This is a genomic window from Arthrobacter globiformis (assembly GCF_046536215.2).
Lineage (GTDB): Bacteria > Actinomycetota > Actinomycetes > Actinomycetales > Micrococcaceae > Arthrobacter > Arthrobacter globiformis_E.
In genome coordinates this window covers 2,962,148-2,987,801 of the sequence record NZ_CM143421.1, presented here as the reverse complement: position 1 = coordinate 2,987,801, position 25,654 = coordinate 2,962,148, and the positions used below count along the sequence as shown (strand labels likewise).

The following is a 25,654-nucleotide window of genomic DNA, read 5'->3' as shown; positions in this document are numbered from 1 at the left end:
AGGAGCAGAATGGACGCCGCCGACGCCCTCAACGAGATCGCCTTCTGGCTCGAGCGCTCCGCAGCGCCGACGTTCAAGGTCCAGGCCTTCCGGAAGGCGGCCGGCGTCATCGGGGGACTGACGCCGGACGAGGTGGCGGAGCGCGCCCGGGACGGCCGGCTCAAGCGGACGAAGGGGATCGGGGACACCACCTTCACCGTGATCCGGCAGGCTGTGGACGGCGACGTCCCGGAGTACCTGGAAAAGCTGCGGCAGGGCGGCGCTAAACCGCTCGCCGCCGGGGGAGACGGGCTGCGCCCGCTGCTCCGCGGCGACCTGCACAGCCACAGCGACTGGTCCGACGGCGGTTCCCCGCCGGAGCTGATGGCCGGTGCCGCCCGGCACCTGGGCCGGGAATACCTCGCCCTGACGGACCACTCGCCGAACCTCAAAATCGCCAACGGGCTGAGCGCCGAGCGGCTCAGTGAGCAGCTGGATGTGGTGGCAGGGCTGAACGGCGATGCCGACGGCGGCTTCCGGCTGCTGTCCGGCATCGAGGTGGACATCCTGGAAAACGGCGAGCTGGACCAGACGCCGGAGATGCTGGACCGGCTGGACGTGGTGGTGGCCAGCGTGCACTCCAAGCTCCGCTCGGACCGGCGCACCATGACCGAGCGGATGCTCGGCGGCATCTCCGATCCCCACACCAATGTGCTGGGCCATTGCACCGGCCGCCTGCTGCAGGGGTCGCGCGGGACCCGTCCCGAGTCTGAATTCGATGCCGAGCGGGTCTTTGCGGCGTGCGCTGAAGCCAATGTCGCCGTCGAAATCAACTCCCGGCCGGAACGGCAGGACCCGCCGGACAACCTGATGCAGCTGGCGCTCGCGGCCGGCTGCCTGTTCAGCATCGACAGCGACGCCCATGCCCCGGGCCAGCTCGACTTCCTGCAGTACGGCGCCGAACGGGCCGAACGCAACGGTGTTCCGGCCGAACGGATCATCACCACCTGGCCGCTGGACCGGCTCCTGGAGTGGCTGAACAGCAGGAATTAGCGGCGCGGACCCTTGCTTAAGAATTTAGTAAGCATAATGACTATGCATGGACGGAGTGGTACACCTTAATTGTTCCGTCGCGGAACCCGGGCGGACCCGTCTCTCCTTGCGAGGTGCACCATGACCGCTATGAATCCGGCGAACCACCTGGACGAACTGGGCCACCGGACCCTGAGAAAAGTGCGCGGCCGCCTCATGCCGCTCATCGTGCTGCTCTACTTCGTGGCGTACCTGGACCGGAACAACGTCGGTTTCGCCAAGCTGACCATGAGTGCGGACATCGGCCTCAGCGCCGCGGCCTACGGCCTCGGTGCGGGCATGTTCTTCATCGGCTACGCGCTGCTGGAGATCCCCAGCAATGCCGGCATGTACCGGTTCGGCGCGCGGAAGTGGATCGCCCGCATCCTGATCTCCTGGGGCATCTTCGCCACCGCCATGGCACTGGTGAACGGGGAGACCACCTTCTACGTCATCCGCTTCCTGCTCGGTGCGGCCGAGGCCGGCTTCTTCCCCGCCATCCTCTTCTACCTGACCCTGTGGTTCCCCGCCCCGCAGCGCGTGCTGGTGCTGGGCATCTTCATCCTCGCCCAGCCCGTCTCCAACGCCCTCGGCGCACCCGTGTCCGGCCTGCTGCTCCAGATGGAAGGCGTCGCCGGGCTGCACGGGTGGCAGTGGCTGTACATCATCGAAGGGATCCCGGCCATCCTCCTCGGCCTGCTCACCCCCGTGCTCATGACGGACAAGCCAAGCCACGCGCACTGGCTCGCCGCGGACGAGCGGGAATGGCTCACCCGGACCATGGACGAGGAACTCGCCCACAAGCAAAAGGGCCAGCCGCACCACTTCCTCGCCGGCCTGAAGGATCCCCGCACCATCGCATACTCGGCGCTGTACTTCGGCCTGGTCTGCGGCATCTACGGCCTGGGCCTGTGGATGCCCACCATCGTCGCCGCCCTCGGCAAGTTCAACACCACCCAGGTGGGCTTCATCGTCGCCATCCCGTACACCATCGCCGCGGTGTTTGTGTACTACTGGGGCCGGCGTTCCGACCGCACCGGCAACCGCGTGCTGCACGCCAGCATCAGCATGGTGATGGCCGCCGTCGGCCTGGTGGCTGCCGGCAGCCTGGTGCAGGTCAACGCCATCCTGGCCATGATCGCCCTGACCCTCGCGGCCATGGGCATCTACTCCGCCATCGCACCGTTCCTGGCGATGCCGTCCACGGCGCTGGTGGGAGCCGCCGCCGCTGCCGGCCTCGCCATGGTCAACTCACTGGGTAACCTGGGCGGCTTTGTGGCGCCGTACATCGTGGGCGTGCTCAATGATGCCAGCGGCGACAACCGTTCCGGCCTGCTCTTCCTGGCCGCCTGCCTCGCTGTCACCGCCGTCGCCACCTACCTGTACGCCCGCAAGCGTCCCGAGGGGCACGTGAAGCCGGGCACGCACGCTGCGGTGGGTGAGGAAGCCGTGGCCGCTGACGAGTTCGGTGATACGAAGTACTGACGACGCGAGTACCAACAACAACACGCACCAAGAGGGGATCACAGAAATGACGCACCACGACACGTTCCCGGCCGAACGCACCGCGGTGCTGACCGGGGCCGCTTCTGCACGGGGCATTGGCCGGGCGACGGCGGAAATGCTCGCCAGCGAGGGCTGGTCCGTGGCCATCCTCGACATCGACGGCGACGCCGCCCGGCGCGCGGCGGAGGACATTTCCTCCGTGTACGGCGTCCTGGCCAGGGGCGTGGGCGCCGACGTCTCGGACCAGGCCACCGTGAACGCCGCCATCGACGAGGTGGAGGCCAACATGCCGCCCATCGTGGCGCTCGCGAACCTCGCCGGCATCAGCTCGCCCACCGAGTTCATGGACGAGACGCTGGAGGCATGGGAACGGGTCTTCCGGATCAACATGACCGGCACGTTCCTGGTCACCCAGCGCGTGCTCCGCGGCATGATCGAGCGCAGGCTCGGCCGGGTGGTCAGCGTGTCCTCCATCTCCGCCCAACGCGGCGGGGGCACCTACTCCAAGGTGGCGTACAGCGCCTCGAAGGCGGCCATCATCGGGTTCACCCGGGCGCTCGCGCGGGAGATGGGCCAGCACAACATCACCGTCAACTGCATCGCCCCCGGCCCCGTGGACACCGACATCATGGGCGGCACCCTCACCGACGAACGCAAGGCGGACATGTCCCGGGACATCCTGATGGGCCGCGTGGGCACGGTCCGCGACATCGCCGCCCTCATGGCGTTCCTGATGGGGGAGGACGCCGGCTACATCACCGCCGCGACCTACGACATCAACGGCGGCCTGCAGATCTCCTGAAGCACTCAGGCCGCGGGGCTGGGCGACATCTCGGCCGCCTGGCGCAGCGCCTCGATCATGCTGCGCACGTCCACGATGCCCTTGCCCGCGATGTCGAAGGCCGTGCCGTGGTCCACGGACGTGCGGATGACGGGCAGGCCCACGGTGATGTTGACGCCTGCCTCGATGCCGAGGACCTTGATGGGGCCGTGGCCCTGGTCGTGGTACATCGCCACGATGAGGTCGTAGTCGCCGCGCCCGGCCAGAAAGAACGCCGTGTCCGCCGGGAGGGGTCCGCGGGCGTCGATGCCGTCGGCCTGCAGCTTCTCGATGGCCGGGGTGATCTTCTCGGCCTCCTCGCCGTAGCCGAACAGGCCGTTTTCGCCGGCGTGCGGGTTGATCGCGCACACGCCGATCTTCGGGGTGGCGATGCCGGCGCGCTGCATGGCGCTGTGGCCGCGGCGCACGGTCCGCTCCACCAGGCCGGGCTCAATCCTGTTGATGGCATCGATGAGGCCGATGTGCGTGGTGACGTGGATGACCTTGACCTTCGGCGTGGACAGCATCATGGACACTTCCTCGATGCCCATGAAGTGCGCCAGCAGCTCCGTGTGGCCCGGGTAGATATGGCCCGCCTTGTGCAGCGCTGCCTTGTTCAGGGGTGCCGTGCAGATGCCCTGGACCTGGCCGGCCATGCCCAGCTCGCAGGCGATCCGGATGTAGTGGTAGGCGGCGTTGCCGGCCTCGGCGGACTCCTGGCCCCACGGCAGGTCGGCCGGAAGCAGCTTGGGGTCGATCACGTTGATCCGGCCCGCTTCGAAGACGGCGTCGCCCACCGATTCAACCTCGACGATGTTGGCTTCCACACCCAGCGCCTTGGCGCCCAGCTGCAGCCGGTATACGTCGCCGATGACGACCGGGCGGCAGTCGCGGTAGGCGTTTTCGTCGAGGAGGGCACCCACGGTCACCTCGGGGCCCACGCCGGCGCCGTCGCCCATGGTCACGGCGATAAAGGGCCGGGTGTCCTGTTCGGTTGCGTTCACTGCAGATGTCATTGGAGCTCCAGGTTCGAGGGAGGGATGGGAAGTGCTGTTGGAAGACCGGAGGTCTTTGATGGCTGAGTAAAGCTGGACGAGGGCGTCGTTGTCGCCGAAGCTGCCGGGTTTGGTGCCCACCAGCCGCCCGTCGTCGGAAAGGCTGACCACGGCGCCGTGCTGGACTGACGCCAGCGGGGTCAGCGCGCGGATACCGAGGGCGTCGAGGACCTCACGGGCCGTTTCGCCGCCGGTGAGGATCAGGTCTGCGGTACCGGCTGCCGCGCCGGCTGCCAGCCGCGCCAGGTTCCGCACGATCCTGCCCGACTCTTGCGGATTGACGACGCCGGCACTGACAGTCACGGCTGCCGGTTTGCCTGCCGCCAGCAGCAGCTGCGCCTCGGTGAGCCGCGGGCGGAAATCCTCCGGACGCTTCAGCTCGTCCGGCGCGATGCGCAGGGCGGTGAAGCCGCCGGCTTCCAGGTTCCGCAGCTGCGCCGCGGCCTTTGCCGAGGCGGAGCCGACGGCGGCCAGCAGCGGCCGGGGTCCGCCCACCGTCGTCTGGCCGAACGGCTCCTGTTTTTGCGCGTTTCGCGCAGAGCTGTTGCCCAGTTTCGTGGCCAGCAGCAGCGCCATGCCCCCGGTCCCTGCCAGCACTATGCGCCGCCCGCCGGCACTGAAGCCCACATCCAGGAGCGCGTCCGCGACGGCTTCGAGGTCGGCGGAAGTCTCGCCGTCCACAATCACGGTGGCGGGGGCGGCGCCGGAAGCAGCGCCGGAAAATGCCTCCGCGAGGAAGGCCGCCAGGCCGCCCGACCGCAGCATGGGCAGCTCGGCAAGCTGTACCGCGGTGCCCAGCAGCTTCGCGAGGTCGCCGGGCGGGGCGGCTGCCTCCGCCCGCCACAGGTCCGTCCGGTCCAGCCGGATACCGCCGGCAAAGGGCCTGCCGCCTACGACGGTCCGGTTCAGCTGGGGGAGCGCACCGGCGACCACAACGTGGTGGCCCAGGGCCGAGACCGCCGCGAGTTCCGGGCCGATGTTGCCCCGCCACAGGGAATCGATTTTCTTGAACAGGACGCCTGCGTCGGCGGCGGCGGCGCTGTCAAAGACGGCTGCGGAAGCCGCGGCTGCGGACTCCGGGGCCACGGCCCGCGAGTGGGTGTCCACCACCACAACGTCCGGGGCGCCTTCGGTGTTCGCGTCCGCGGACAGGAGGAGCCGCGTGTCCAGCCCCTGGGCTGCGAAGCATTGCCCTACTTCTGCTGCGCCGGAAAAGTCGTCGGCCTGGATGAGGACTGCAGTCACGTCGTCCTCCCTTCTTTGGGTTGTCGGTAGCACCATGATGGCATGGTTGCGCGAATTGCGCTAGGGCGGTTGCGCATTTCGCGCAGAGGTGGCAGAGTGATCCATGTAACACGGCGCAGGCCATCCGGCCGCCAGCCGTCCCATTCAACCGAGAGGTCAACGATGACCGTTCTTCCTCAAGGAAGTGAGATCTCACGGCGCCGCCTCCTGCAGTTTGGCGCAGCCGCCGGATTTCTCCTGGGCACAGGCTCCATGGCCGGGTGTGCCGGCCCCACGGGCCTGCCGGGACCCAGCACCCTGACGCTGGCCCTCAACAGGTCCCTCGTCAGCCTGGACAACAAGCTCAACCAGTTCGACGCCGCTGTCACCGTCCAGCGTGCCGTGCGGCAGGGCCTGACCGCCATCGGCCCCGAAACCAAGCCGATCCTGGTCCTCGCGGACCGCTTCGAGATGACCTCGCCCACCGCGTGGACGGTGCGGCTGCGCGAAGGCGTCAAGTACTCCGATGGCACGCCGCTAAAGATCGAGGACGTCGCCACAGCCCTGAAGATGTACCAGCAGGTGCAGGGCTCCTTCGTCGCCGGCTTCTTCCCCGAATTCCCCACGGTGGTGCCGGTGGATGACCGGACGTTCCGGATGGAATCCAAGAACCCCATTCCCATCCTCGACTCCCTCATGAGCATGATCCTGATCAGCCCGGCCGCCAAGAACAAGCCGGAGGAGCTGCAGGAGGGCGTGGGCACCGGCCCGTACGTGGTAACCAGGTTCAACCGCGGCGCCGGCACCTACAGCCTCAAGCGCAACGAGAACTACTGGGGCCCGGCCCCCAAGGTGGACAACGTCGAAGTCCGCTTCCTGCCGGAGGAATCCAGCCGCGTTATCGCGCTGCGCAGCGGCGAGGTGGACGTCATTGACTCCATCACGCCCGACTCGCGCGAACAGCTTGCCGGACTTCCCGGCGTCGTCCTGGCTGAGGCGTCAAGCCTCCGCCTGAACCAGATCTTCTACAACTTCCGCAAGCCGTCCAGCCACCCGCTGTCCGACGTCCGCGTCCGCGAAGCCCTCAGCTGGGCGGTCGACGGCGGGGCGCTGGTCAAGGACGTGCTGGTCGATTCGGTCAGCGAAGCCGAAGGCGTGGTCCCGTCCAGCCTCACCGGCTTCGCCAAGACCGGCAACTACACCTATGATCCGGAAAAGGCCAAGGCCACGCTGAAGAGCCTCGGCGTCACCGACCTGAACCTGAAGATCATCTGGGAAACCGGCGAGTTCGCCTCCGACACCTCCGTGATGGAGGCACTGGTGGAGATGTTCGGCAACATCGGCGTGAAGACCCAGCTGCAGCAGTTCGAGCCGGGCGGCAACATCCTGGCCTGGCGCCAGGGCAAACAGGGCGACTGGGACCTGCTGGGCAACGGCTTCAGCAGCCCCACCGGCCTGGCCATCACCATGATGCAGGGCATGTACGCCGGCACCGCGGAAAAGGAAAAAACCCGCGACACCTACCAGGGCTACGTGATTCCGGACGTCCAGGCCAAGATCCAGGCCGCCTCCTCCGAGGTGGATCCCGTCCGCCGCGGGCAGCTGCTCGCCACGGCGCAGAAGGCCATCTGGGACACCTGGCCGTGCGCCTGGGCCTTCGTTCCCAAGTCGGTGCTGGCCCACCAGAAGCGCGTGGCGGGCCTGGCCCTGGCGCCCACCAACTCCTACCCCCTTGTTGACGTCCGGCTGGAGGCCTGAGCCATGACCACGTACATCCTCAAGCGGCTGGGCCAAGGCCTGCTGACCGTGTTCCTGACGGTCTCCACGGTCTTCATCCTGATCCGCCTCGCTCCCGGTGATCCGGCGGTGTCCTACGCCGGACCGCTGGCCACCACCGAGCAGCTGGCCAAGGTCCGCGAACAGTTCGGCCTGGACCGGCCCGTGCTGGAGCAGTACTGGATCTTCCTGCAGCAGCTGTTCACCGGCAACCTGGGCACCTCCTACTCCTTCCAGGCGCCAGCCATGCAGGTGGTGGCCGAGCGCATGCCGTACACGCTCACCCTCGCCACCGCCGCCATCCTCCTCACCGCCGTGATCGCCATCCCGCTGGGCGTGTGGATGGCCCGCCGGCCGGACACCAACCGGGAACTCGGCGTCAACGTCCTCACCATCGCCGGGCAGTCCATGCCGGACTTCTGGACCGGCATCATGCTCCTGACCGGCTTCGCCGTCCTGATTCCGCTGTTCCCGGCCTCGGGCTTCGCCACCTGGGGCGGACTGGTCCTCCCCACCGTCACCATCGCCATCCTGCAGATCGCACTGATCTCACGGATGGTGCGGCGGGAGATGACCGCCAACTTCGCCGCCCCTTACCTGACCGTGGCGCGGTCCAGGGGAGTGGGCAGCCCGGCGCTGACCTGGCGCTATGCCATGGGCAACTCCGCCATCCCGGTCTTCACCGCCCTGGGCACCCGCTTCGCGGCCATGCTGAACGGCGTGGTGGTGGTGGAAGTCGTGTTCGCCTGGCCCGGCGTCGGCTCCCTCATTGTCCGGGCCCTCGAAACCCGCGACTACCCCCTCATCCAGGCGACCGTCCTGCTGACATCCCTGCTGGCGGTGGCCGTCCAGCTCGTCATCGACCTCGCTTACCCGCTTCTTGATCCCCGCGTTCGTCTTGGAAAGGCGGCAGCAGCATGAGCATCAGCGACACCGCAACACCGGCGGCCTCCGCCGCACAACCGTCCCGGACGCCCTCGCCCAGCGCCGTCACCAAGGAACTCGTGGCGAAGGCCGGTGCCACCCGCCGCCGCAACGCCGCCAAGTGGAAGCTGCGCATCGGCGCCGTCTGCACGCTGCTCGTGATCATCCCCATCCTGCTGGCCCAGGTGCTTCCGCTGCCGGACGCCAACCACCAGGACCTCTCCGCCCGCCGGCTCGCCCCGCTGGTGGACGGCCACCTGTTCGGCACCGACCAGTTGGGCCGCGACCTGCTCTCCCGCGTCCTGCACGGCGGCCAGGTGTCCCTGACCATCGGCATCCTGGCCGTGGTGGTCTCCGGCGCAATCGGCATCATCCTCGGTGCCGCCGCCGGCTACTTCGGCGGCTGGGTGGACACGGTGGTCTCGCGCCTCCTCGAAGCCCAGATGTCCCTGCCGCTCCTGATGATGCTGCTCCTTGTGGTGGCACTCTTCGGCCCGTCCATCCCGGTGATCACGTTCGTCATCGCGATCGCGCAATGGCCCGAAGTGGCCAGGCTGACCAGGTCCATGGTGCTGGTGGAACGCGAAAAACCGTACGTCTCTGCGGCGCGCATCCTCGGCCTGCACCGCATCCAGATCCTCATCCAGCACATCATCCCCAACGTCATCAAACAGGCAACCCTCGTGGTGCTGCTGCTCCTGGCCCAGGCCGTCCTACTCGAGAGCGCGCTCAGCTTCCTCGGCGCCGGCCCCCAGCGGCCGTTCGCCACCTGGGGACGCATCATCTCCGACGGCCAGGACTACATCACCACCTCGTGGTGGATGGTCACCCTGCCCGGCCTGGTGATCGTGCTGATGGTGGTGGGCGTGAACCTGCTGGGCGACGGCCTCCGCGACCGTCCCCGCCGCAAGAAGAAGGGTGCCTGACATGAACGCCAATAAAGAGCAGGCCCTCCTGGAGGTCCGCGACTTCCAGGTGGAGCTGATCACCGACGCCGGCATCATCCGGGCCGTGGATTCGGTGAACTTCAGCATCCACCGCGGCGAGACGGTCACCATCATCGGTGAGTCCGGTTCGGGCAAATCGACGACGGCGATGGGCATCCTCCGTTTGCTCCCGGACGATCTGGCGGTGCTGTCCGGCACCGTGCGCATCGACGGCGTGGACGTGGTGGCCGTACCCAAGGCCATCGACAAGGTCCGCGGCCGGACCCTCGCGCTCATCCCGCAGGACCCGATGACCGCGCTGAGCCCCGTGCATTCCATCGGCAGCCAGCTCTCCGAGGCCATCCGGATCGCCGGCGCCGCGTCCAAGGACAAGGACGCCGTCCGCGCCCGCGCCATCCGGTTGCTGGAACAGGTGCACATCCCCACACCGGAGGTGCAGCTGAAGAAGTACCCCCACCAGCTCTCCGGCGGCATGCTGCAGCGCGTCCTGATCGCGATCGCCCTGGCCAGCGAACCGCAGCTGCTGGTTGCCGACGAACCCACCTCGGCGCTGGACGTCACCGTGCAGGCCGGCATCCTGGACCTCCTGCTGGAGCTCCAGGAGCAGCGCGGCATCGGCATCCTGATGATCACGCACGACCTCGGCGTGGCCCGGCTCATCTCGGACCGCATCCACGTCATGAAGGACGGCTCCTTCGTTGAGTCCGGCGATGTCCAGCAGATCGTGGAGCAGCCGGCCACGGAGTACACCCGCAGCCTGCTGGCAGCGGTCCCTGTGCTGGGCCCGTGGGACGAAACCCCGGCCGGCAGCACCGACCCGAAATCCACGACGTCCACTACCAGCACGGCCGGCGACGCCGCCCTGACCAGCACCGGAGGCCAGCATGACTAAGCCGTTCCTCTCCGTCGAGAACCTCGTGGTGGACTACCACGTGCCGGGCGGAACGTTCCGCGCCGTGGACGACGTCTCCTTCTCCGTGGACAAAGGCAAGACGATCGCCGTCGTCGGTGAATCCGGCTGCGGAAAGTCCACGGTGGCCAAGGCACTGATGCGCCTGGTGACGCCGGCCAGCGGCCGGATCGAACTGGACGGCACGGACCTCGCCGCGCTCAGCGAGGCGAAACTGCGGCCGCTGCGCTCCAAGTTCCAGATGGTCTTCCAGGACCCGTACGGCTCGCTGGATCCGCACCTCACCGCCCAGGAGATCGTGGCCGAACCGCTCAAGCTGCAGGGTGTGCGGTCCAAGGCCGAACGGCACAAGGAAGCCGCGAAGCTGATCGACCAGGTGGGCCTGCCGGCCAAGTCCCTGGACCGCCACCCCGCCGAGTTCTCCGGCGGCCAGCGGCAGCGCATCGGCATCGCCCGGGCGCTCGCCTCCAAGCCGGAACTGCTGGTCTGCGATGAGGCCACGAGTGCGCTGGACGTGTCCGTCCAGGCCCAGGTGCTGCGGCTGCTGAAGTCCATCCAGGACGAAACGGGCATCACCTACGTGTTCATCTCGCACAACCTTGGCGTGGTGCAGGAGATCAGCGATAGCGTCATGGTCATGCAGCGCGGCAAGCTCGTCGAGCACGGAACCACGGCGCAGGTGCTCACCGCGCCCAAGGAGGACTACACCCGCAAGCTCCGCCGTGCCGCCCTCGACCCGTCCACCATGCGCGGCCTCAAGCCCCGCCACGTGGTCCGGTCACTGGCCCTGAAGGGCGCCTGACCCGGCTCCCTGATAAGGCTCCCTGGCCCGGCCCCTCAACCGCCCCGAACCCAACCCATACTGCAACCACGGAGAATTAACGCATGAGCAAGCAGCCAGAAGGCACCCCGGTGGAAGGACTGAAGCTTCCCATCTCGCGGCTGGTCCTGGGCACCATGACGTTCGGCGACACCGCCGATGAGGCCACCGCCGGACGCATGGTGGAGGAGGCGCTCGACGCCGGCATCACCACCATCGACACGGCCAACGCCTACGTGGGCGGCGTGACCGAGGAAATGCTCGCCCGCCTGCTCAAGGGCCGCCGCGACGAGGTCATCCTTGCCTCCAAGGCCGGCATGCCGCACGCGGACCACGGCGAGCACACGCCGCTGTCCCCGCAGGGGCTGCGCAACAGCGTGGAGGGCAGCCTGCGCCGGCTTGGCGTGGACAGCATCGACCTGTTCTACCTGCACCAGCCGGACCGGGCCACCCCGCTGCAGGACACCCTGGCCACTGTGGCTGCGCTCAAGGCAGAAGGAAAGATCGGGGCGCTGGGCGTCTCCAACTTCGCCGCCTGGCAGATCGCCGACGTGATCCACACGGCCCGCGAGGTGGGCGCGCCCACCCCCGTGGTGGCGCAGCAGCTCTACAACCTGGTGGCGCGGCGGGTGGAGGAGGAATACCTCGAGTTCGCCGCCACCCACAAGGTCCACACCATGGTCTACAACCCGCTGGGCGGCGGCCTGCTTACGGGCAAGCACAGCTTCGAGGCCAAGCCGTCGGAGGGCCGTTTCGGGGACTCCAAGCTGGCCGCCATGTACACCCAGCGCTACTGGGACAAGCAGCTGTTCGACGCCGTCAATGCCCTGGCCGGCATCGCCGAGGGGGCAGGCATCAGCCTCGCCGAGCTGTCCCTGCGCTGGCTCGCCTACCGGGACGGCGTCGGCTCGATGCTGCTCGGGGGTTCCAAGGTGGAGCAGCTGCGCTCCAACATCGCCGCCGTGGCCAAGGGCCCGCTGCCGGAGGACGTCACCGCCGCGTGCGACGCCGTCGGTTCCGGGCTGCGCGGGCCCATGCCGGCCTACAACCGCTGATAACCCGCCCACCCCGCTGATTTTCCGAACCTAAGGCAGAAGACACCCCATGACATCTGAACTCGCAACCGAATTCGCCCGCAAGGTCCGCGCCCGTGAGCAGGCCGTCGGCTACTGGGCCGTGCTGGACGCGCCCGTGGCAACCGAACGCATCAGCCGGCTCGGCTACGACTACGTGGCCCTGGACGCGCAGCACGGCCTGCTCGGCTACTCCGGCGTGCTGAACGGCCTGATGGCCATCGACGCCGGGCACACCGCCGTCGGCATGGTGCGGGTCGAGGCCAACGACTTCACCGCGATCGGCAAGGCGCTCGACGCCGGCGCCGTCGGCGTGATCGTCCCGCTCGTCAACAACGCGGCCGACGCCGCCGCGGCCGTCGCGGCCGCCAAGTACCCGCCGCTGGGCGGGCGGTCCTACGGGCCCATGCGCTCGGCCCTGCGGATCGGCCCGGTGCCCGCCGAAGCCAACGCCGCCACCCTGGTCTTCGCCATGATCGAGACGCCCGAGGGGCTGGCCAACGTGAAGGAGATCTGCGCGACGCCCGGCCTGGACGGCATCTACGTGGGCCCCTCGGACCTGGCCATCGCCGTCGGCGGCGCCTTCCCGGGCGATCCCGCCATCGAGGCAGAGTTCAACGCGGCGCTGGAAACCATCGCCGACGCGGCAGCCTCCGCAGGCATCGCCGCCGGCATCCACACCGCCGCGGGCGAGATCGCCGCCCAGCGGCTGCGCCAGGGCTACACGTTCACCACCGTCGCGTCGGACCTGACCCACCTGGAGCTGGCCGCCAAGGCGCACCTGGCCGCCGCCAAGTCGGAGGGCTGAGGAATGCAGACCACCAGCGCCGGCTACAGCACCATCACGCCCGACGGCGCCGTGAAGCGCGCGGACGGCGCAGACTTCGCGTACCTGCCGGCGCCCACCGTGCAGAGCCACGCCGCCAACCTCCTGACCCTGCCGGACGGCCGCCTCGGCTGCGTGTGGTTCGGCGGCACCCAGGAGGGCGTGCCGGACATCTCCATCTGGTTCTCCACCCTGGAGCCCGGTAGCCCCCAGTGGTCCCCGGCGCAGCAGCTGTCGGACGACTCCACCCGCTCCGAGCAGAACCCGATCCTGTTCACCGCGCCCGGCAACCAGCTCTGGCTCCTGTACACCGCGCAAAAGGCGGGCAACCAGGACACGGCGGAGGTCCGCCGTCGTACTTCAACCGACAGCGGCCGCACGTGGGGACCGGTGGAAACACTGTTCCCCGCCAACGAAACGGGCGGCGTCTTTGTCCGGCAGCTGCCGGTGCTGCTGCCGTCCGGCCGCCTGATCATCCCGATCTTCCGCTGCATCACCACGCCGGGCGAGAAGTGGGTGGGCAACAGCGATGACAGCGCGGTGATGATTTCCGACGACGGCGGCACCACCTGGAGCGAGCACATCCTGCCGGGCAGCCTGGGCTGCGTCCACATGAACATCCAGCCCGTGGCCGACGGCTCGCTGCTGGCACTCTTCCGCAGCCGCTGGGCCGACTCGATCTACGAATCCCGCTCCACCGACGACGGCACCACCTGGAGCGAGCCCGTCCCCACCGAGCTGCCCAACAACAACTCCTCCATCCAGTTCGCGGCGCTCGCCGACGGCCGCCTGGCGCTGGTCTACAACCACAGCCGCGCGGAGGAGAACACCGAGCGGCGGCTCTCGCTCTACGACGAAATTGACGACGACGGCCTGGCCGCCGAACAGGGCCAGCTCGCCGAACCGGACCCGTCAGCCGGCGCCGGAACGGACGACGGCGGGCGGCGCGCCTTCTGGGGGACGCCGCGCTCGCCCATGACGCTGGCCATCTCCGAGGATTCGGGGCGCAGCTGGCCCATCCGGCGGAACCTCGACGTGGGGGACGGCTACTGCCTTTCCAACAACTCCCGCGACGGCCTGAACAGGGAGTACTCCTACCCGTCCATCCACCAGGGATTGGACGGTGCGCTGAACATCGCGTACACCTACTTCCGGCAGGCCATCAAGTACGTCCGCGTGGACCCGCAGTGGGCTTATGAGGGCAGCACGACGCCGGGAGGAGACGAGCAGTGACCGGCTCCTGCCACGCGGTGGTCACGGGCTGCAGCTCCGGCATCGGCAAGGCGATCGCAGAGTGGCTGCTGGCCGACGGCTGGACTGTCACCGGGCTGAGCCGCAGCGAAACCTCGCTGGGGCCCGGCTTCCGGTGGCTGCACGCGGACCTGTCCGACCCGGCGTCGCTGGCGGAAACGGCGGCGGGGATTGACACCGCCGACGCGCTGGTGCACGCCGCCGGATACCAGCGCACCGGGCCGCTGGGCGAACTGGACCCGGAGGCCCTCGCCGGCATGTTCGCCGTCCACGTGGGGGCTGCCAGCGCGCTCGCCAACGAGGTGGTGCCGCGGATGCCCGACGGCGGCCGGGTGCTGCTGATCGGCAGCCGGACCTCCACGGGCGCGGCGGGCAAGAGCCAGTATGCGGCCACGAAGGCGGCGCTGATGGGGATGGGCCGGACGTGGGCGCAGGAGCTTGCCCCACGCGGCATCACGGTGAACGTGCTGTCGCCGGGGCCCACGGACACGCCCATGCTGGCCGACCCCGGCCGGGCGGCCACCCCGCCGAAGCTGCCGGCGCTCGGCCGGCTGGTGGATCCCGAGGACGTCGCGGCGCTCGCCGGTTTCCTGCTCGGGCCGCACGGAAAGTCCATCACGGGCCAGAACTACGTGATCTGCGGCGGCGCCTCGCTGTGAGGCCTGGGACGGACCGGGCCCTACGATAAAGGTCAGCGTGTAAGGAGAGCCACAGATGACCACCGCCAAAGCCAGGCGCGAAGAGATCTACCACCTCGCCGTCACCACCGGGCTGGCGTCTGTGGAGGAGCTGTCGCGTCATTTCCTCGTCACCGCCTCCACCATCCGGCGGGACCTCGCCGTCCTGAACGAGGAAGGGAAGCTGGCCCGGACCTACGGCGGGGCCGTGGCGCTCGGCGCGCACCCCGAACCGTCGCTGCGGCAGCGGACCGGCGAGGCGTACGAACAGAAGCACGCCATCGCGGCCTGGGCCGCCGCCGAGGTCAAGGACGGCGAGAATATCCTGCTCGACGGCGGTTCCACCGTGGGTGCCTTGGCGCACGCCCTGCGCGGCCGGGAAAACCTGTCGGTCACCACGCCGGGAATCAACACCCTGCAGGAGCTCGCCGACTCGCCAGGCATCCAGGTGGACTGCCTCGGCGGCCGGCTGCGCGGCGTCAGCCAGACGTTCGTCGGCCCCCTCGCCGAGGCTGCCCTGGAGCGCATGAGCTTTGACCGGGTGTTCCTGGGCGCGGACGCCGTCACCGCCGACGACGGTCTCTGCGAGGCGGACCACGCCCAGACCCGGCTGAAGGAGCTCATGGCCCGGCGCGGCGACGCGGTTTACGTCCTGGCCGACTCCGGCAAGCTGGGGAAGCGCCCCTTCCACGCCTGGGCGAAGCTCGCCCTGCCGTGGACCCTGGTGACCGATTCCGGCGCAGACCCGGGCCAGGTGGCGCTGTTCAAGGAGACCGGTGTGCAGGTGCAGCTGGTGCCGGTCCAGGCCGGGCAGCAGGCCTCGGCGTAGGGAAACGCCGGTCTGACGGGAACACCGGCGTGCCGGCAGTTGTTATTGCCGGCAGTTGTTATTAAGAGTGACCGAAAATGAACACTGCACATACCGCCTTGATCGTCCCGCCCCGCCTGGGCGAACCCCTCCGGGTCGTACCCGTGGAAGGGGCGGACAGCCTGAAGGACCTGCTCGGGGGCGACTTCGAGTCCGTCGCCCGGGGCGACTGGCACCTCTATCTCAACGCCGAGGGGACCTCGGCCAACCTGCCGGTCAACCTCCGCGCCGACCAGCTCATGCACGACTGCGGCCTTGACCTCGCTGGCGCCGCCCGCGGACCGGCGGTCATCGTCGGCCGTGATGCCAAGGGCAAAGACACCAGCATCCCGGAGCACCTGCTGCGCCTTGCCGCTGAGCTCTTCGGGACGCCGCAGGCAGCCTGAGACGCGCGCTTGATTTTTTGCTTCCCCGAACAACCGGGCCTTTTGACGTTTAGCATTGTGGAATGACTGAAGCGAGCGAAGATTCGGCCGTCCTGCAGCTGCAGGACATCCTGATAGGCGCCGAAAGCGTTGATGGCTTCCTCTACGGGCTGGCCACGTTTGCCGCATCCACACTCACCGGTCTGGCAGGTACCGGCATCGAATGCGCCGTGACCCTGAAGCGGCACCGGCACACCGCCACTGTTGCCGGCAGCAGCCCCCGGGCGGTGGAGCTGGACCGGATCGAGCAGGCTGTGGGCGACGGTCCCTGCATCCGGGCGCTGTTCACCATGGCCCCCGAACTTCTCGACGACGTCCACACGGACGAACGGTGGCCGGAATACCAGAAGCAGCTGGCTGAGCACGGCGTATATACAACGCTGGGGGTTCCCCTGGACATCGGCGAAGGCGCCAGCGCGGCAATCAACTTTTTCGGCCCCGCACCGGGCCTGTTCACTGCCGAGCTCTTCGAGCGGGCGGTTGAGTTCGGCGAGCTGGCCAGCCGTACCCTGCACCTGTCTGTCCGGATCGGGTCCGCCCAGGCCAGGGCGCAGAACCTTGAGGCAGCCATGCAGAGCCGCACGGCGATCGACGTTGCCTGCGGCGTCATCATGGCGCAGAACAGGTGCTCGCAAAAGGAAGCAATGGACATCCTGGCCAAGGTCTCGAGCAACCGGAACCAGAAGCTGCGCGACGTGGCCGTGGAACTCCTGGGCAGGCTCTCCGGATCAGGTGTCGAGACGCACTTCGAGTAGGTCTTCAGCCTGCCCTGGCGGCGCTACTTGCCGCCCTTCCCGATCATGGACGCCGGAGGTTTGGGGAACGGTTTGGCCGGATACATCTTTGCCACCTTCAGCATGTAGTTGGCCCACTGCGGCCCGGCGATCATGTAGCCGTCAATGCGGTCATAGTGTTTGCCGTTGATGGTGATGTTCCTGCCGGGCCGTTTCTGGCCGTTCAGGGCATCACCGAAGAAGGACGCTGTGACGATGCCGCTGGTGTAGCCCAGAACCCAGGTGGCACCGTTGCTGTTGTTGGTGCCGGTCTTGGCCGCCACGGGGACCTTGCTCTGGACTTTGGGGTTGATGTAGACGCCTGAACCCTTTTTGAGCACGTCCTGCAGGACCGAGTTCACACCCCGCGCGATATTCGGTTCGACGGCGGTCCGGCACGCCGGCCGCTGGCTGGCCAGCGCCCGCCCGGAGAAGTCGGTCACGCGCAGGATGGCCATCGGTGCGCAGTAGCGGCCGTCGGCGGCGAAGGTGGCGAAGGCGGTGGCAAGGTTGAGCGGTGAGACGGCGGTTCCACCGAGCACGTTGCCCAGCTGGTGCATGTTGATCCCGGAGCCGTCCAGCCCGCTGTGCAGGCCCAGGGCGTCAACCATCTTCTGGATGCCGCAGATGTCCAGCTGCGCGACTTCGGCGAAGGTGGCCGTGTTGATGGAGTTATACAGCCCGTAGTTTGCGGGCATCCTCCGGTAGTAGCCCTCCGACGCGTTCTGCAGATCGTCGGCAGTTTCGAGGCCGGCGGCGCGTTGCCTGCTGCTGTAGCCGCCAACCACCCTGGCGCACGAGTCCCGCCAGCCGAACCCCAGGGGGTACTCCCGGCGTGTGGCGTCCACCTCTTCGGTGATCTTCCGTCCCTGGTGCAGCCACTCAGCGAACGTGAACGGCTTCATGGTGGAGCCGGGCTGGAATCCGCCCGCACCGTTGAGGTCGTTGCCGTTGGCGTCCTTGGCGTCCACGTTGAAGTTCAGCTGGGTGTCGAATTTACCCGGCAGCGGGAGGAACACCGTGTTCTGCGCCATCGACAGGATCTTGCCGGTGCCGGGCTGGAGCGTCAGCAGCGAAGCCCCCCACTTGCCCTGGTTGGCCCCGGCGGTGGAATCCACCTGCGCCTGGGCCGCCGCCTGCAGCCGGCTGTCCAGAGTCGTGGTGATGGTCAGCCCGCCGCGGAACAGCTTCTGCTCCCGGGCCTCCGTGTCGGCGCCGTACGCCCGGTTGTTCAGGATCAGGTGGGACACGTAATCGCAGAAGTAAGGGGCGATGGTGGCCGCGGCGCAGCCCTGCTTGGAGCTGCGGATTTTCAGGCCGACGCCGGAGGCGGCCGCGGCGTCGTGGTTCTTCTTCGTGATCTTGCCCTGCGCCAGCATGGCGTCCAGGACCAGGTTTCGCCGCTTGAGTGAGTTCTCCGGGTTCGTCACGGGATCGTAGAGGCTGGGGCTGTTGACGAGCCCTGCCAGCAGCGCGGCCTGCGGGAGGCTGAGCTTGCTGGCCGGAACGCTGTAGAAATGCTGCGCGGCGGCCTCGATGCCGTAGGCGCCGCGGTTGAAGAACACGATGTTCAGGTAGCCCTCGAGGATCTGGTCTTTGGTGAACTTCTTCTCCAGCTCGATGGCGAGCTTCATTTCCCGGACCTTGTCGCCAATGGTCTTCTCCCCGCTCAGGACCACCTCATCCTCGCGGCCGGAGGTTACTTTGGCTTCGTTGGCCACGTTGGTGACGTACTGTTGGGTCAGGGTGGACGCGCCTTGCCGGCCCCCGCCGGAGACGTTGCTCACCAGTGCGCGCAGGACACCCACGGGGTCGACGCCGCTGTGTTCGTAAAAGCGGCTGTCCTCGATCGCCACTACGGCGTCTTTGATGTACGGCGACATCTGCTTCAGTGGCACCCGTACCCGGTTTTCCTCATAGAACGAGGCGATCAGTTTGCCGTCCGATGTCAGGATCCTGGTGGTTTGCGCCGGCGGACGCACGGCAAGGTCGGAAGGCAGGCCATTGTAGAAGTTGAGGGACCCGTTCACGGCTGCGCCGGCGGCGGCAAGCTGGGGAACGAAGTACGCGGCAACGAGGGCGCCGCAGACGCAACTGAGGACTACGAACCCCAGCAACCTTGCCAGGGCCGAATGGGATCGCGATGCCTTGCTTTTGCGTACCATCACCACGGTTCACACCCCAAAAAAGCGTGCTTACAGAATACGCTTTACGTGACTGCCGGGCCAGAGCGGGGCCGCCACGCCGCGGGCTCAGGGCAGTTCGATATTCGTCAGCTCTGAGCGGCTGCCGTTCGGTTCCTCGATCAGGACCAGCGAGCTTACCTTGGGGCAGTAGTACTTGTGTTCCCGTGAATTGAACTCCAGCGGAGTCCAGTCGTCCACCTTGACGCAGTCCGTAAAGGTGCCCATTTTCGTGGTGACGGTCTGGCCCGTGGCTATGGTGTCCCGCATGTCCTCGGCATGTCCACGGTAATACTCCTGCCGGTAGGTGTCGCCCACGCGCTGCTCGGCCTTCATCCAGATGCCGGCCTTTGCCCCGTCCTGGCCGTGGATGAAGCTGCCGGAGTGATCCTTCAACTGGCCGTCCTTGAAGTTGTTCACGTCCTCGCCGAAGTACCACACGTCGCCGTTCCTGTGCTGCGCGAGGTAGTCCCTGGTCTCCTCGACAAGCTGCCCGTTCTTGAACTCCTTGTCCAGGTAGATGACTGTTTCGACGCCCTCAATGACCCGCGTCTCCTTGAGGATCTCGATCTCGATCCTGTTGTCGCCGGCGCCGTACGTCATCTTCTTGCCGACTGGGAGCGCGAAGTACTTGTTGGTGATCTTCGTCGTGAAGTCCGCCGGGGTGATCTGCGGATTGTAGTCAGCAGCCATGCTTCTCTGGTTATTGAAGTAAAAAAATGCCGCCCCGCCAGCGACCAGCAACAGAACGATGATCCCCAATACGATGGTTCTTGGCTTCATGGCCCGTCCCACTCCTCGTTGAGTAGAAACCTTCATGCGGCCCGGTGCATCTGCTGCCTGCCCGGTCCATAGGAGAAAGGTAGTCCTGTCAGGCCGCCGGGGACAGAGCCAGCGCAAATCCATTCAGCTGAATGAGGCAGCCGCTACCTTTTCGCCGTTGAAGTATTCGAGCTGCCAGCCGTCGACGGCGTGGTGGTGGGCCAGGTTGAGCACGGCGTTGTCGATGCTTTGCAGGGTGCTGCCGGTGGCGCGGCTGAGGGCCAGGCGGAGGAGCGTGCCGCGCGCTACGACCAAAACGCGGCGCCCGCGGAACTCCTCGGCCAGTGCTTCCAGGGCGGCCAGGCCGCGGGAGGCCGCGTCGTCGTCGCTCTCTGCCCCACGGAAGCCGTCCGGGGTGCGCAGGGCCTCCAGTTCAGGGCCTGCCTGCAGTCCCTCGGCGTCGCCGAAGCTGCGCTCCGTCAGCTCCGGCACGTGGCGGCTCACTGTGAGCCCCAGGCCGGCGGCGATCAGTTCCGCGGTCTCCGCCGCGCGACCCAGCGGCGAAGATACGACCGTGTCCCACTCCTGCCCGGACAGCACGGCGACGGCGTCACGCGCCTGGCCGCGGCCGACGTCGTTCAGCGGAATGTCGCTGGACCCCTGCAGCCGGCGCTGCGCGTTCCAGTCTGTCTGGCCGTGGCGGATGAGGGCGAAAGTCGTGTGGGTCATGCCTTCCATTGTGCCCGACAGCAGGGAGGCGACTTGAGCCGCCGCCTTACAGCCCGAACGGGCCGAACCGGCCGGCTGCCACGCCTGCGGCGAGGACGGCGAGGAAGAGGAGTGCGAGGATCGAGGTGATGACCCAGAGGGCGATGTTCATGGTGTGTTCCTTCTTTGAGGTGCGGTCAGGCGGCCGTGCTGGAGCGTCCGCCGTCTGCGAGCATTTCGCGGACCAGGGGCACGACCTTGCTGCCGTAGAGTTCCACGGCCTTCAGGCGGGCGCTGATCGGCTGGGCTCCTGAGGTGAAGATGAGGTCGAAGCGGCCGACGTCGAGGGCGGCGACCGTACGGGCGATTCTCTTGGCGACGGTCTCGGGTGAGCCGACGTACATCGAGCCGTGCCGTGTCTCTGCCTCGAATTCCTCTCGCCGGACGGGGGGCCATCCGCGCAGGGCGCCGATGCGGTCCCGGACCACCTTGTAGTGGGGCCAGAAGATTTCCTTTGCTTCGTCGTCGGTATCGGCAATGAACCCGGGGGAGTGCATGCCCACCGGCCACGCGGTGGTCCCGAATTCCCCGGCCGCCCGCTGATAGAGGTCGATGAAGGGCATGAACCGTTCTGGCTGTCCGCCGATGATGGCCAGCATGAGCGGGAACCCGTATCTGGCCGTGCGGACGACCGATTGCGGCGTGCCTCCGACGCCGACCCAGGTTTTCAGCCCACTCTCGGTTTTGGGGTACACATCGGCGTCCGCCAGGGGAGCGCGCGTGGTGCCGCTCCAGGTCACGGGCTTTTCGAGGAGGAGCCGGGCGAAGAGTTCAATCTTCTCCTCGAACAGGATGTCGTAGTCCTTGAGGTCGTAGCCGAAGAGCGGGAACGACTCCGTGAAGGAACCGCGGCCCAGGATCACCTCGGCGCGGCCGCTGGAGAGCGCATCCACGGTGGCGAACCGCTGAAAGACCCGTACGGGATCGTCGGAGCTGAGTACCGTCACGCCGGAACCCAGGCGGATCCGTTCGGTGCGGGTCGCCATGCCCGCCAGGACGGTTTCCGGCGCTGAGACCGAATATTCAGGTCGGTGGTGCTCACCCACCGTAAAGGCGTCGACGCCGAGCTGGTCTGCGAGTACCGCCTCGTCCAGCAGCTGCCGGATGGCCCGTGCATGGCTCACGGGTGCCCCGGCGTCATCCATGGGCACGTCGCCGAACGTGTCCAGGCCAAAGATCACTTCGCTCACGACTCTCCTCTAATTGACATGTCAATCACTTAATTGACGTGTCAATGAACGTGTCGCCGGGTGACTACGCCGTACTTCTGGCCCTCAGCGAAGCCGACGAACACCGGCTGCGCTCCTCGGTACTCGCGGACGGCATCGGATGGGAGCGAAGCCGGCTGTCCCACCACCTCGGCCGCATGGAAAAGCGGGGACTTATCCGCCGCCACCGGTCCGGCTCCGACAGCAGAGGTGCTGAAATTGAACTGACGGACGACGGCGCCAGGACCTTCCGCAGCTCCTCGGCATCACATTTGCGGCTGGTCCGCCAACTCTTCATTGACGCGCTTGCACCGGAGGACCTGGAAGCCGCGGGCAGGGTGGCAGCGCGTCTGCGGCACCACCTGGCTGAGATCGCCCTAGAGCCCGGGGCTGACTAGTGCCCTGAGGGCTGCCTGATGCCAGGCCTGCCGGGGACCGGCAGGGGCTCAGCCGAACAGGACCGCGGCTTCGTCGTAGCGCTTCTGCGGAACAACCTTCAGCTGGCCCAGGGCCGCCTTGAAGCCCACGTGCTCGATGTCCGTTCCCTTCTGGGCCACCATGGTGCCCCAGAGGCCCTCCACCACCAGGTGGACGGCGGCCATGCCAAGGCGGGTGGCCAGGACGCGGTCGAAGGCGGACGGGACGCCGCCGCGTTGGATGTGGCCCAGGATGGTGGCGCGGGTTTCGATGCCGGTCCGGGCTTCGATTTCCGGGGCCAGCTGGTCGGCGATGCCGCCCAGCCGCGGCCTGCCGAAGGTGTCCAGTCCGCGTTCGGAGTGCGGGGTCTCCATGTGCTCCGGCATGAAGCCTTCGGCGACTACCACCAGCGGCGCGCGCCCGCGGGCATGTGCTTCCTTCACCCACTGGGCGATCTGCACGACGCTGACCTTCTGCTCCGGAATGAGGATGGCGTGGGCGCCTGCAGCCATGCCGGAGTGCAGCGCGATCCAGCCGACGTGGCGGCCCATCACTTCTGCGACCATGCAGCGGTGGTGGGACTCGCCGGTGGTCCGCAACCGGTCGATGGCCTCGGTGGCGATCTGCACGGCGGTGTCGAAGCCGAACGTGTAGTCCGTGGCGTCGAGGTCGTTGTCGACGGTCTTGGGGACGCCGACGATCTTCAGGCCGGCGTCGGTGAGGCGCTGGGCGGCGGCGAGGGTCCCCTCACCGCCGATGGCGATGATGGCGTCGATGCCCAGCCGGTCCATGTGGGCCTTGATGACCTCAGGGCCGCCGCCGTTCTCGAACGGGTTGGTCCGGGACGTGCCAAGGATGGTGCCGCCCTGCTTGGCGATGCCCCGGACCATGGTGCGGGGTAGATCGATGACGTCACCCTCCACTACGCCGCGCCACCCGTCGCGGAAACCGACGAACTCATGGCCGTGAACCGCGATGCCCTTGAGGACGGCGCCGCGGATCACCGCATTCAGGCCGGGACAGTCGCCCCCGCTGGTGAGGATTCCGATCTTCATGTTTCGGCTCAAATCGCAGGAGTGGCCGATTCCACGGCGGCAAGCACCGACATGGCCTCCTCAACGACATCCGCGGCGGGGAACGACGGCCGGTTCACGCCGGCCATTTCCTCCAGAACGCGGACCACCTGGCAGCTGTAGCCGAACTCGTTGTCGTACCAGACGTAGAGCACCAGGTTCTTGTCGTTGGAGATGGTGGCGAGGCCGTCAACGATGCCGGCGTGGCGCGAGCCCACGAAGTCGGTGGAGACCACCTCGGGGGAGTCGATGTAGTCGATCTGCTTGCGCAGGTCCGAGTGCAGCGCCATCCCGCGGAGGTAGTTGTTGACCTCGTCCTTGGTGGTGCCGCGTTCCAGGTTGAGGTTCAGGATGGCCATGGACACGTCCGGGGTGGGGACCCGGATGGAGCTGCCGGTGAGCTTGCCCTGCAGTTCGGGCAGCGCCTTGGCCACGGCCTTGGCGGCACCGGTCTCGGTGATCACCATGTTCAGCGCGGCGGAGCGGCCGCGGCGGTCGCCCTTGTGGAAGTTGTCGATCAGGTTCTGGTCGTTGGTGAACGAGTGGACCGTCTCGACGTGGCCGTGGACCACGCCGTACCTGTCGTTGAGGGCCTGCAGGACCGGGGTGATGGCATTGGTGGTGCAGGAGGCCGCCGTCACGATCCGGTCCGAGTCGGTGATGTCACGGTGGTTGATGCCGTGCACGATGTTCTTCAGGTCGCCCTTGCCCGGTGCGGTCAGCAGGACCCGGGCAATGCCCTTGCTCAGCAGGTGCTGGCCGAGGCCCTCGGCGTCGCGCCAGCGGCCGGTGTTGTCCACCAGGATGGCATCCTTGATGCCGTAGGCCGTGTAGTCGATGGTGGCGGGGTTGTCCGAGTAGATGACCTGGATCTGCACGCCGTTGGCCGTGATGGTGTTGGCCTCGGTGTCCACCCGGATGGTCCCCTCGAAGGAGCCGTGCACCGAGTCGCGGCGCAGCAGGCTGGCACGCTTGGTGAGGTCGTTGTCGGAGCCGCGCCGGACCACGATGGCACGCAACCGCAGGCCGTGGCCGCCGCCGGCCTGTTCGATCAGGAGCCGCGCCACCAGGCGGCCGATGCGGCCAAAGCCGTAGAGCACGACGTCGGTGCTGGCGCGGCTGCCAGCCCCGCCCTTGCCCACTACCTCAGCCAGTTCGGCACGGAGGAATTCCTCCAAAACCATGCCCCCGCCGTCGGACTTGAACTTCTGGTTCAGGCGGGCAATGTCGATGGCAGCGGCACCCAGGTCCAGCTGTGCCAGCGTGTTCAGCAGCGGCGCCGTCTCCTCCAGGGGCAGCTCGTCCTTGCTGATGCGGCGCGCGAAACGGTGGGCCTTCAGGATGCTCATGGTGGACTTGTTGATCAGGCTGCGGCCATGGATGCTCGTCACCACGTTGTTTTCGCGGTAGAGCCGGCCGATCACCGGGATCATGGCCTCGGCGAGGGCCTCCCGGCCCATCCAGGCATCAAGACAAGAATCTGAGGTTTTTAGCATCGGGCTGCCTTTCCAAAGGGGTGGGTCTGTTCTTAGCTTCAGCTCCTGAGATGGTCTGAGAGGGGCTTGATATCCATCGTCCCGCCATCTTTGGGTAGGGGAAACGCTAATTCAGGATGGTTTTTACGACCCTTTTGGGTAGGGTGGCCGGGTTATGCGGTGGTGGCGAACATGAGGGCCATGGTGGTGGCGCTGAGGGTTTCGAGGGCGTGTTCTGTGCGGGTGGAGGGGCGTTTGGACCCGTGGTGGTTGGTGGTGGTTGTGCGGTTGCGGAGCAGGAGGATGAGGAAGATCAGGGCGGCGGTGGCGAAGAGGAGGGTGAGCAGGAGGCCAGGGGTTGGGCCGAGTGCCGGTGCGGTTGTTGCTGTTCCTGTTGTTGCTGGGGTGTGGGGTGTGGTGGTGATGGCGTGGTGGCTGGCGTGGTCCATGGGCATCTGCATGGGTGCTCCGCTGGCGGGGTGGGTCATGGTGGTGATCATGAGGGCTGCGCCGGTCATCGTGAGGGCGTGGTAGGCGCATTTGATTCGGCCTTGGGTGCCGGCGCAGAGGAGTTTGTATTCGGGGCGGGCGACGGCCTGGATGATGAACCAGAGGGCGGCGCCGGCGAGGAGGCCGATTTGGGCGAGGAGTGTGGTGGGGGCCAGGTTCCAGAGCATGGCTGCCATCAGGGTGTTCATGAGGGCGTGCAGGGTGTTGTTGACCCGGTCGGTGACGTGGCCGGATCGTAATGCCTGCCAGAGGTGGTAGGTGGTGCCGGCGAGGAGGACGGCGGTGAGGGTCCAGGTCATTGCGGGGAGGTGGAACACGCGGATCACGCCCTTT

General features: G+C 67.5%; 24 protein-coding genes. 16 read left to right on the top strand and 8 right to left on the bottom strand.

The genetic code is table 11. The features are described 5' to 3' along the window. Window positions 1-9 precede the first annotated feature (9 nt). The 3 genes from R5O87_RS13410 to R5O87_RS13400 all read left to right on the top strand — a co-directional run bounded on the left by R5O87_RS13410 (window position 10) and on the right by R5O87_RS13400 (window position 3,358). The gene (locus R5O87_RS13410; RefSeq protein ID WP_410557352.1) at window positions 10-1,032 is read left to right on the top strand and encodes a PHP domain-containing protein; all 1,023 of its coding nucleotides are present in this window, start codon (window positions 10-12) and stop codon (window positions 1,030-1,032) included. Window positions 1,033-1,152: 120 nt separating this feature from the next. Beyond that, complete coding sequence (locus R5O87_RS13405) at window positions 1,153-2,535, top strand: MFS transporter (protein WP_410557353.1); 1,383 nt, start codon at window positions 1,153-1,155, stop codon at window positions 2,533-2,535. A 46-nt stretch (window positions 2,536-2,581) separates the two neighbouring features. Next, complete coding sequence (locus R5O87_RS13400) at window positions 2,582-3,358, top strand: SDR family NAD(P)-dependent oxidoreductase (RefSeq protein ID WP_410557354.1); 777 nt, start codon at window positions 2,582-2,584, stop codon at window positions 3,356-3,358. Window positions 3,359-3,363: 5 nt separating this feature from the next. On the opposite strand, the gene pdxA is transcribed toward R5O87_RS13400, so the two are convergent. After that, window positions 3,364-5,676 carry a 4-hydroxythreonine-4-phosphate dehydrogenase PdxA gene (gene pdxA / locus R5O87_RS13395; RefSeq protein WP_410557355.1) on the bottom strand — a complete coding sequence of 771 codons (2,313 nt, stop codon included), beginning with the start codon at window positions 5,674-5,676 and terminating at the stop codon, window positions 3,364-3,366. 162 nt (window positions 5,677-5,838) lie between these two features. Here pdxA and R5O87_RS13390 point away from each other — a divergent pair, with 162 nt between their 5' ends. From R5O87_RS13390 to R5O87_RS13335, 12 genes are all read left to right on the top strand, one after another. Then, window positions 5,839-7,413: an ABC transporter substrate-binding protein gene (locus tag R5O87_RS13390; RefSeq protein ID WP_410557356.1), complete on the top strand. Its 1,575-nt coding sequence runs from the start codon at window positions 5,839-5,841 to the stop codon at window positions 7,411-7,413. Between the two features lie 3 nt (window positions 7,414-7,416). Continuing rightward, the gene (locus R5O87_RS13385; protein ID WP_410557358.1) at window positions 7,417-8,352 is read left to right on the top strand and encodes an ABC transporter permease; all 936 of its coding nucleotides are present in this window, start codon (window positions 7,417-7,419) and stop codon (window positions 8,350-8,352) included. Beyond that, the gene (locus R5O87_RS13380; protein WP_387104745.1) at window positions 8,349-9,281 is read left to right on the top strand and encodes an ABC transporter permease; all 933 of its coding nucleotides are present in this window, start codon (window positions 8,349-8,351) and stop codon (window positions 9,279-9,281) included. The genes R5O87_RS13385 and R5O87_RS13380 overlap by 4 nt, the downstream gene beginning before the upstream one ends. A gap of 1 nt (window position 9,282) precedes the next feature. Beyond that, complete coding sequence (locus R5O87_RS13375) at window positions 9,283-10,194, top strand: ABC transporter ATP-binding protein (protein WP_410557359.1); 912 nt, start codon at window positions 9,283-9,285, stop codon at window positions 10,192-10,194. Further along, window positions 10,187-11,014 carry an ATP-binding cassette domain-containing protein gene (locus R5O87_RS13370; RefSeq protein WP_410557360.1) on the top strand — a complete coding sequence of 276 codons (828 nt, stop codon included), beginning with the start codon at window positions 10,187-10,189 and terminating at the stop codon, window positions 11,012-11,014. The genes R5O87_RS13375 and R5O87_RS13370 overlap by 8 nt, the downstream gene beginning before the upstream one ends. A gap of 83 nt (window positions 11,015-11,097) precedes the next feature. After that, the gene (locus R5O87_RS13365) at window positions 11,098-12,087 is read left to right on the top strand and encodes an aldo/keto reductase (protein WP_410557361.1); all 990 of its coding nucleotides are present in this window, start codon (window positions 11,098-11,100) and stop codon (window positions 12,085-12,087) included. Between the two features lie 49 nt (window positions 12,088-12,136). Next, window positions 12,137-12,913, top strand: coding sequence for an HpcH/HpaI aldolase family protein (locus R5O87_RS13360; protein WP_377996000.1), 777 nt, complete (start codon window positions 12,137-12,139; stop codon window positions 12,911-12,913). A gap of 3 nt (window positions 12,914-12,916) precedes the next feature. Next, complete coding sequence (locus R5O87_RS13355; protein WP_410557362.1) at window positions 12,917-14,164, top strand: sialidase family protein; 1,248 nt, start codon at window positions 12,917-12,919, stop codon at window positions 14,162-14,164. Then, on the top strand, window positions 14,161-14,841 hold the full coding sequence (locus R5O87_RS13350; protein WP_410557363.1) for an SDR family NAD(P)-dependent oxidoreductase: 681 nt from the start codon (window positions 14,161-14,163) through the stop codon (window positions 14,839-14,841). Before R5O87_RS13355 ends, R5O87_RS13350 begins: the two co-directional genes overlap by 4 nt. A gap of 55 nt (window positions 14,842-14,896) precedes the next feature. Further along, the gene (locus R5O87_RS13345) at window positions 14,897-15,688 is read left to right on the top strand and encodes a DeoR/GlpR family DNA-binding transcription regulator (RefSeq protein ID WP_410557364.1); all 792 of its coding nucleotides are present in this window, start codon (window positions 14,897-14,899) and stop codon (window positions 15,686-15,688) included. 77 nt (window positions 15,689-15,765) lie between these two features. Then, on the top strand, window positions 15,766-16,113 hold the full coding sequence (locus tag R5O87_RS13340) for a DUF3846 domain-containing protein (RefSeq protein WP_410557365.1): 348 nt from the start codon (window positions 15,766-15,768) through the stop codon (window positions 16,111-16,113). A 62-nt stretch (window positions 16,114-16,175) separates the two neighbouring features. Then, window positions 16,176-16,907 carry an ANTAR domain-containing protein gene (locus tag R5O87_RS13335; RefSeq protein ID WP_410557366.1) on the top strand — a complete coding sequence of 244 codons (732 nt, stop codon included), beginning with the start codon at window positions 16,176-16,178 and terminating at the stop codon, window positions 16,905-16,907. 23 nt (window positions 16,908-16,930) lie between these two features. Here the strand turns inward: R5O87_RS13335 and R5O87_RS13330 are convergent, their stop codons facing one another. From R5O87_RS13330 to R5O87_RS13315, 4 genes are all read right to left on the bottom strand, one after another. Beyond that, window positions 16,931-19,090, bottom strand: coding sequence for a transglycosylase domain-containing protein (locus tag R5O87_RS13330; RefSeq protein ID WP_410557367.1), 2,160 nt, complete (start codon window positions 19,088-19,090; stop codon window positions 16,931-16,933). 87 nt (window positions 19,091-19,177) lie between these two features. After that, window positions 19,178-19,801, bottom strand: coding sequence for a hypothetical protein (locus R5O87_RS13325; RefSeq protein ID WP_410557368.1), 624 nt, complete (start codon window positions 19,799-19,801; stop codon window positions 19,178-19,180). Between the two features lie 213 nt (window positions 19,802-20,014). Next, entirely contained in the window at window positions 20,015-20,608 is a 594-nt protein-coding gene (locus R5O87_RS13320) for a histidine phosphatase family protein (RefSeq protein ID WP_410557369.1), read from the bottom strand. 167 nt (window positions 20,609-20,775) lie between these two features. Continuing rightward, a complete protein-coding gene (locus tag R5O87_RS13315; protein ID WP_410557371.1) occupies window positions 20,776-21,828 on the bottom strand; it encodes an LLM class flavin-dependent oxidoreductase in 1,053 nt (350 codons plus the stop codon). A 44-nt stretch (window positions 21,829-21,872) separates the two neighbouring features. Here R5O87_RS13315 and R5O87_RS13310 point away from each other — a divergent pair, with 44 nt between their 5' ends. Further along, a complete protein-coding gene (locus R5O87_RS13310; protein WP_410557372.1) occupies window positions 21,873-22,244 on the top strand; it encodes a MarR family winged helix-turn-helix transcriptional regulator in 372 nt (123 codons plus the stop codon). 48 nt (window positions 22,245-22,292) lie between these two features. Here the strand turns inward: R5O87_RS13310 and R5O87_RS13305 are convergent, their stop codons facing one another. The 3 genes from R5O87_RS13305 to R5O87_RS13295 form a co-directional block, all read right to left on the bottom strand. Beyond that, the gene (locus tag R5O87_RS13305; RefSeq protein ID WP_410557373.1) at window positions 22,293-23,318 is read right to left on the bottom strand and encodes a 6-phosphofructokinase; all 1,026 of its coding nucleotides are present in this window, start codon (window positions 23,316-23,318) and stop codon (window positions 22,293-22,295) included. A gap of 8 nt (window positions 23,319-23,326) precedes the next feature. Next, window positions 23,327-24,796, bottom strand: coding sequence for a glyceraldehyde-3-phosphate dehydrogenase (locus R5O87_RS13300; RefSeq protein WP_462836305.1), 1,470 nt, complete (start codon window positions 24,794-24,796; stop codon window positions 23,327-23,329). Between the two features lie 188 nt (window positions 24,797-24,984). Further along, complete coding sequence (locus tag R5O87_RS13295; RefSeq protein WP_410557375.1) at window positions 24,985-25,638, bottom strand: DUF5134 domain-containing protein; 654 nt, start codon at window positions 25,636-25,638, stop codon at window positions 24,985-24,987. Window positions 25,639-25,654: the final 16 nt, after the last annotated feature.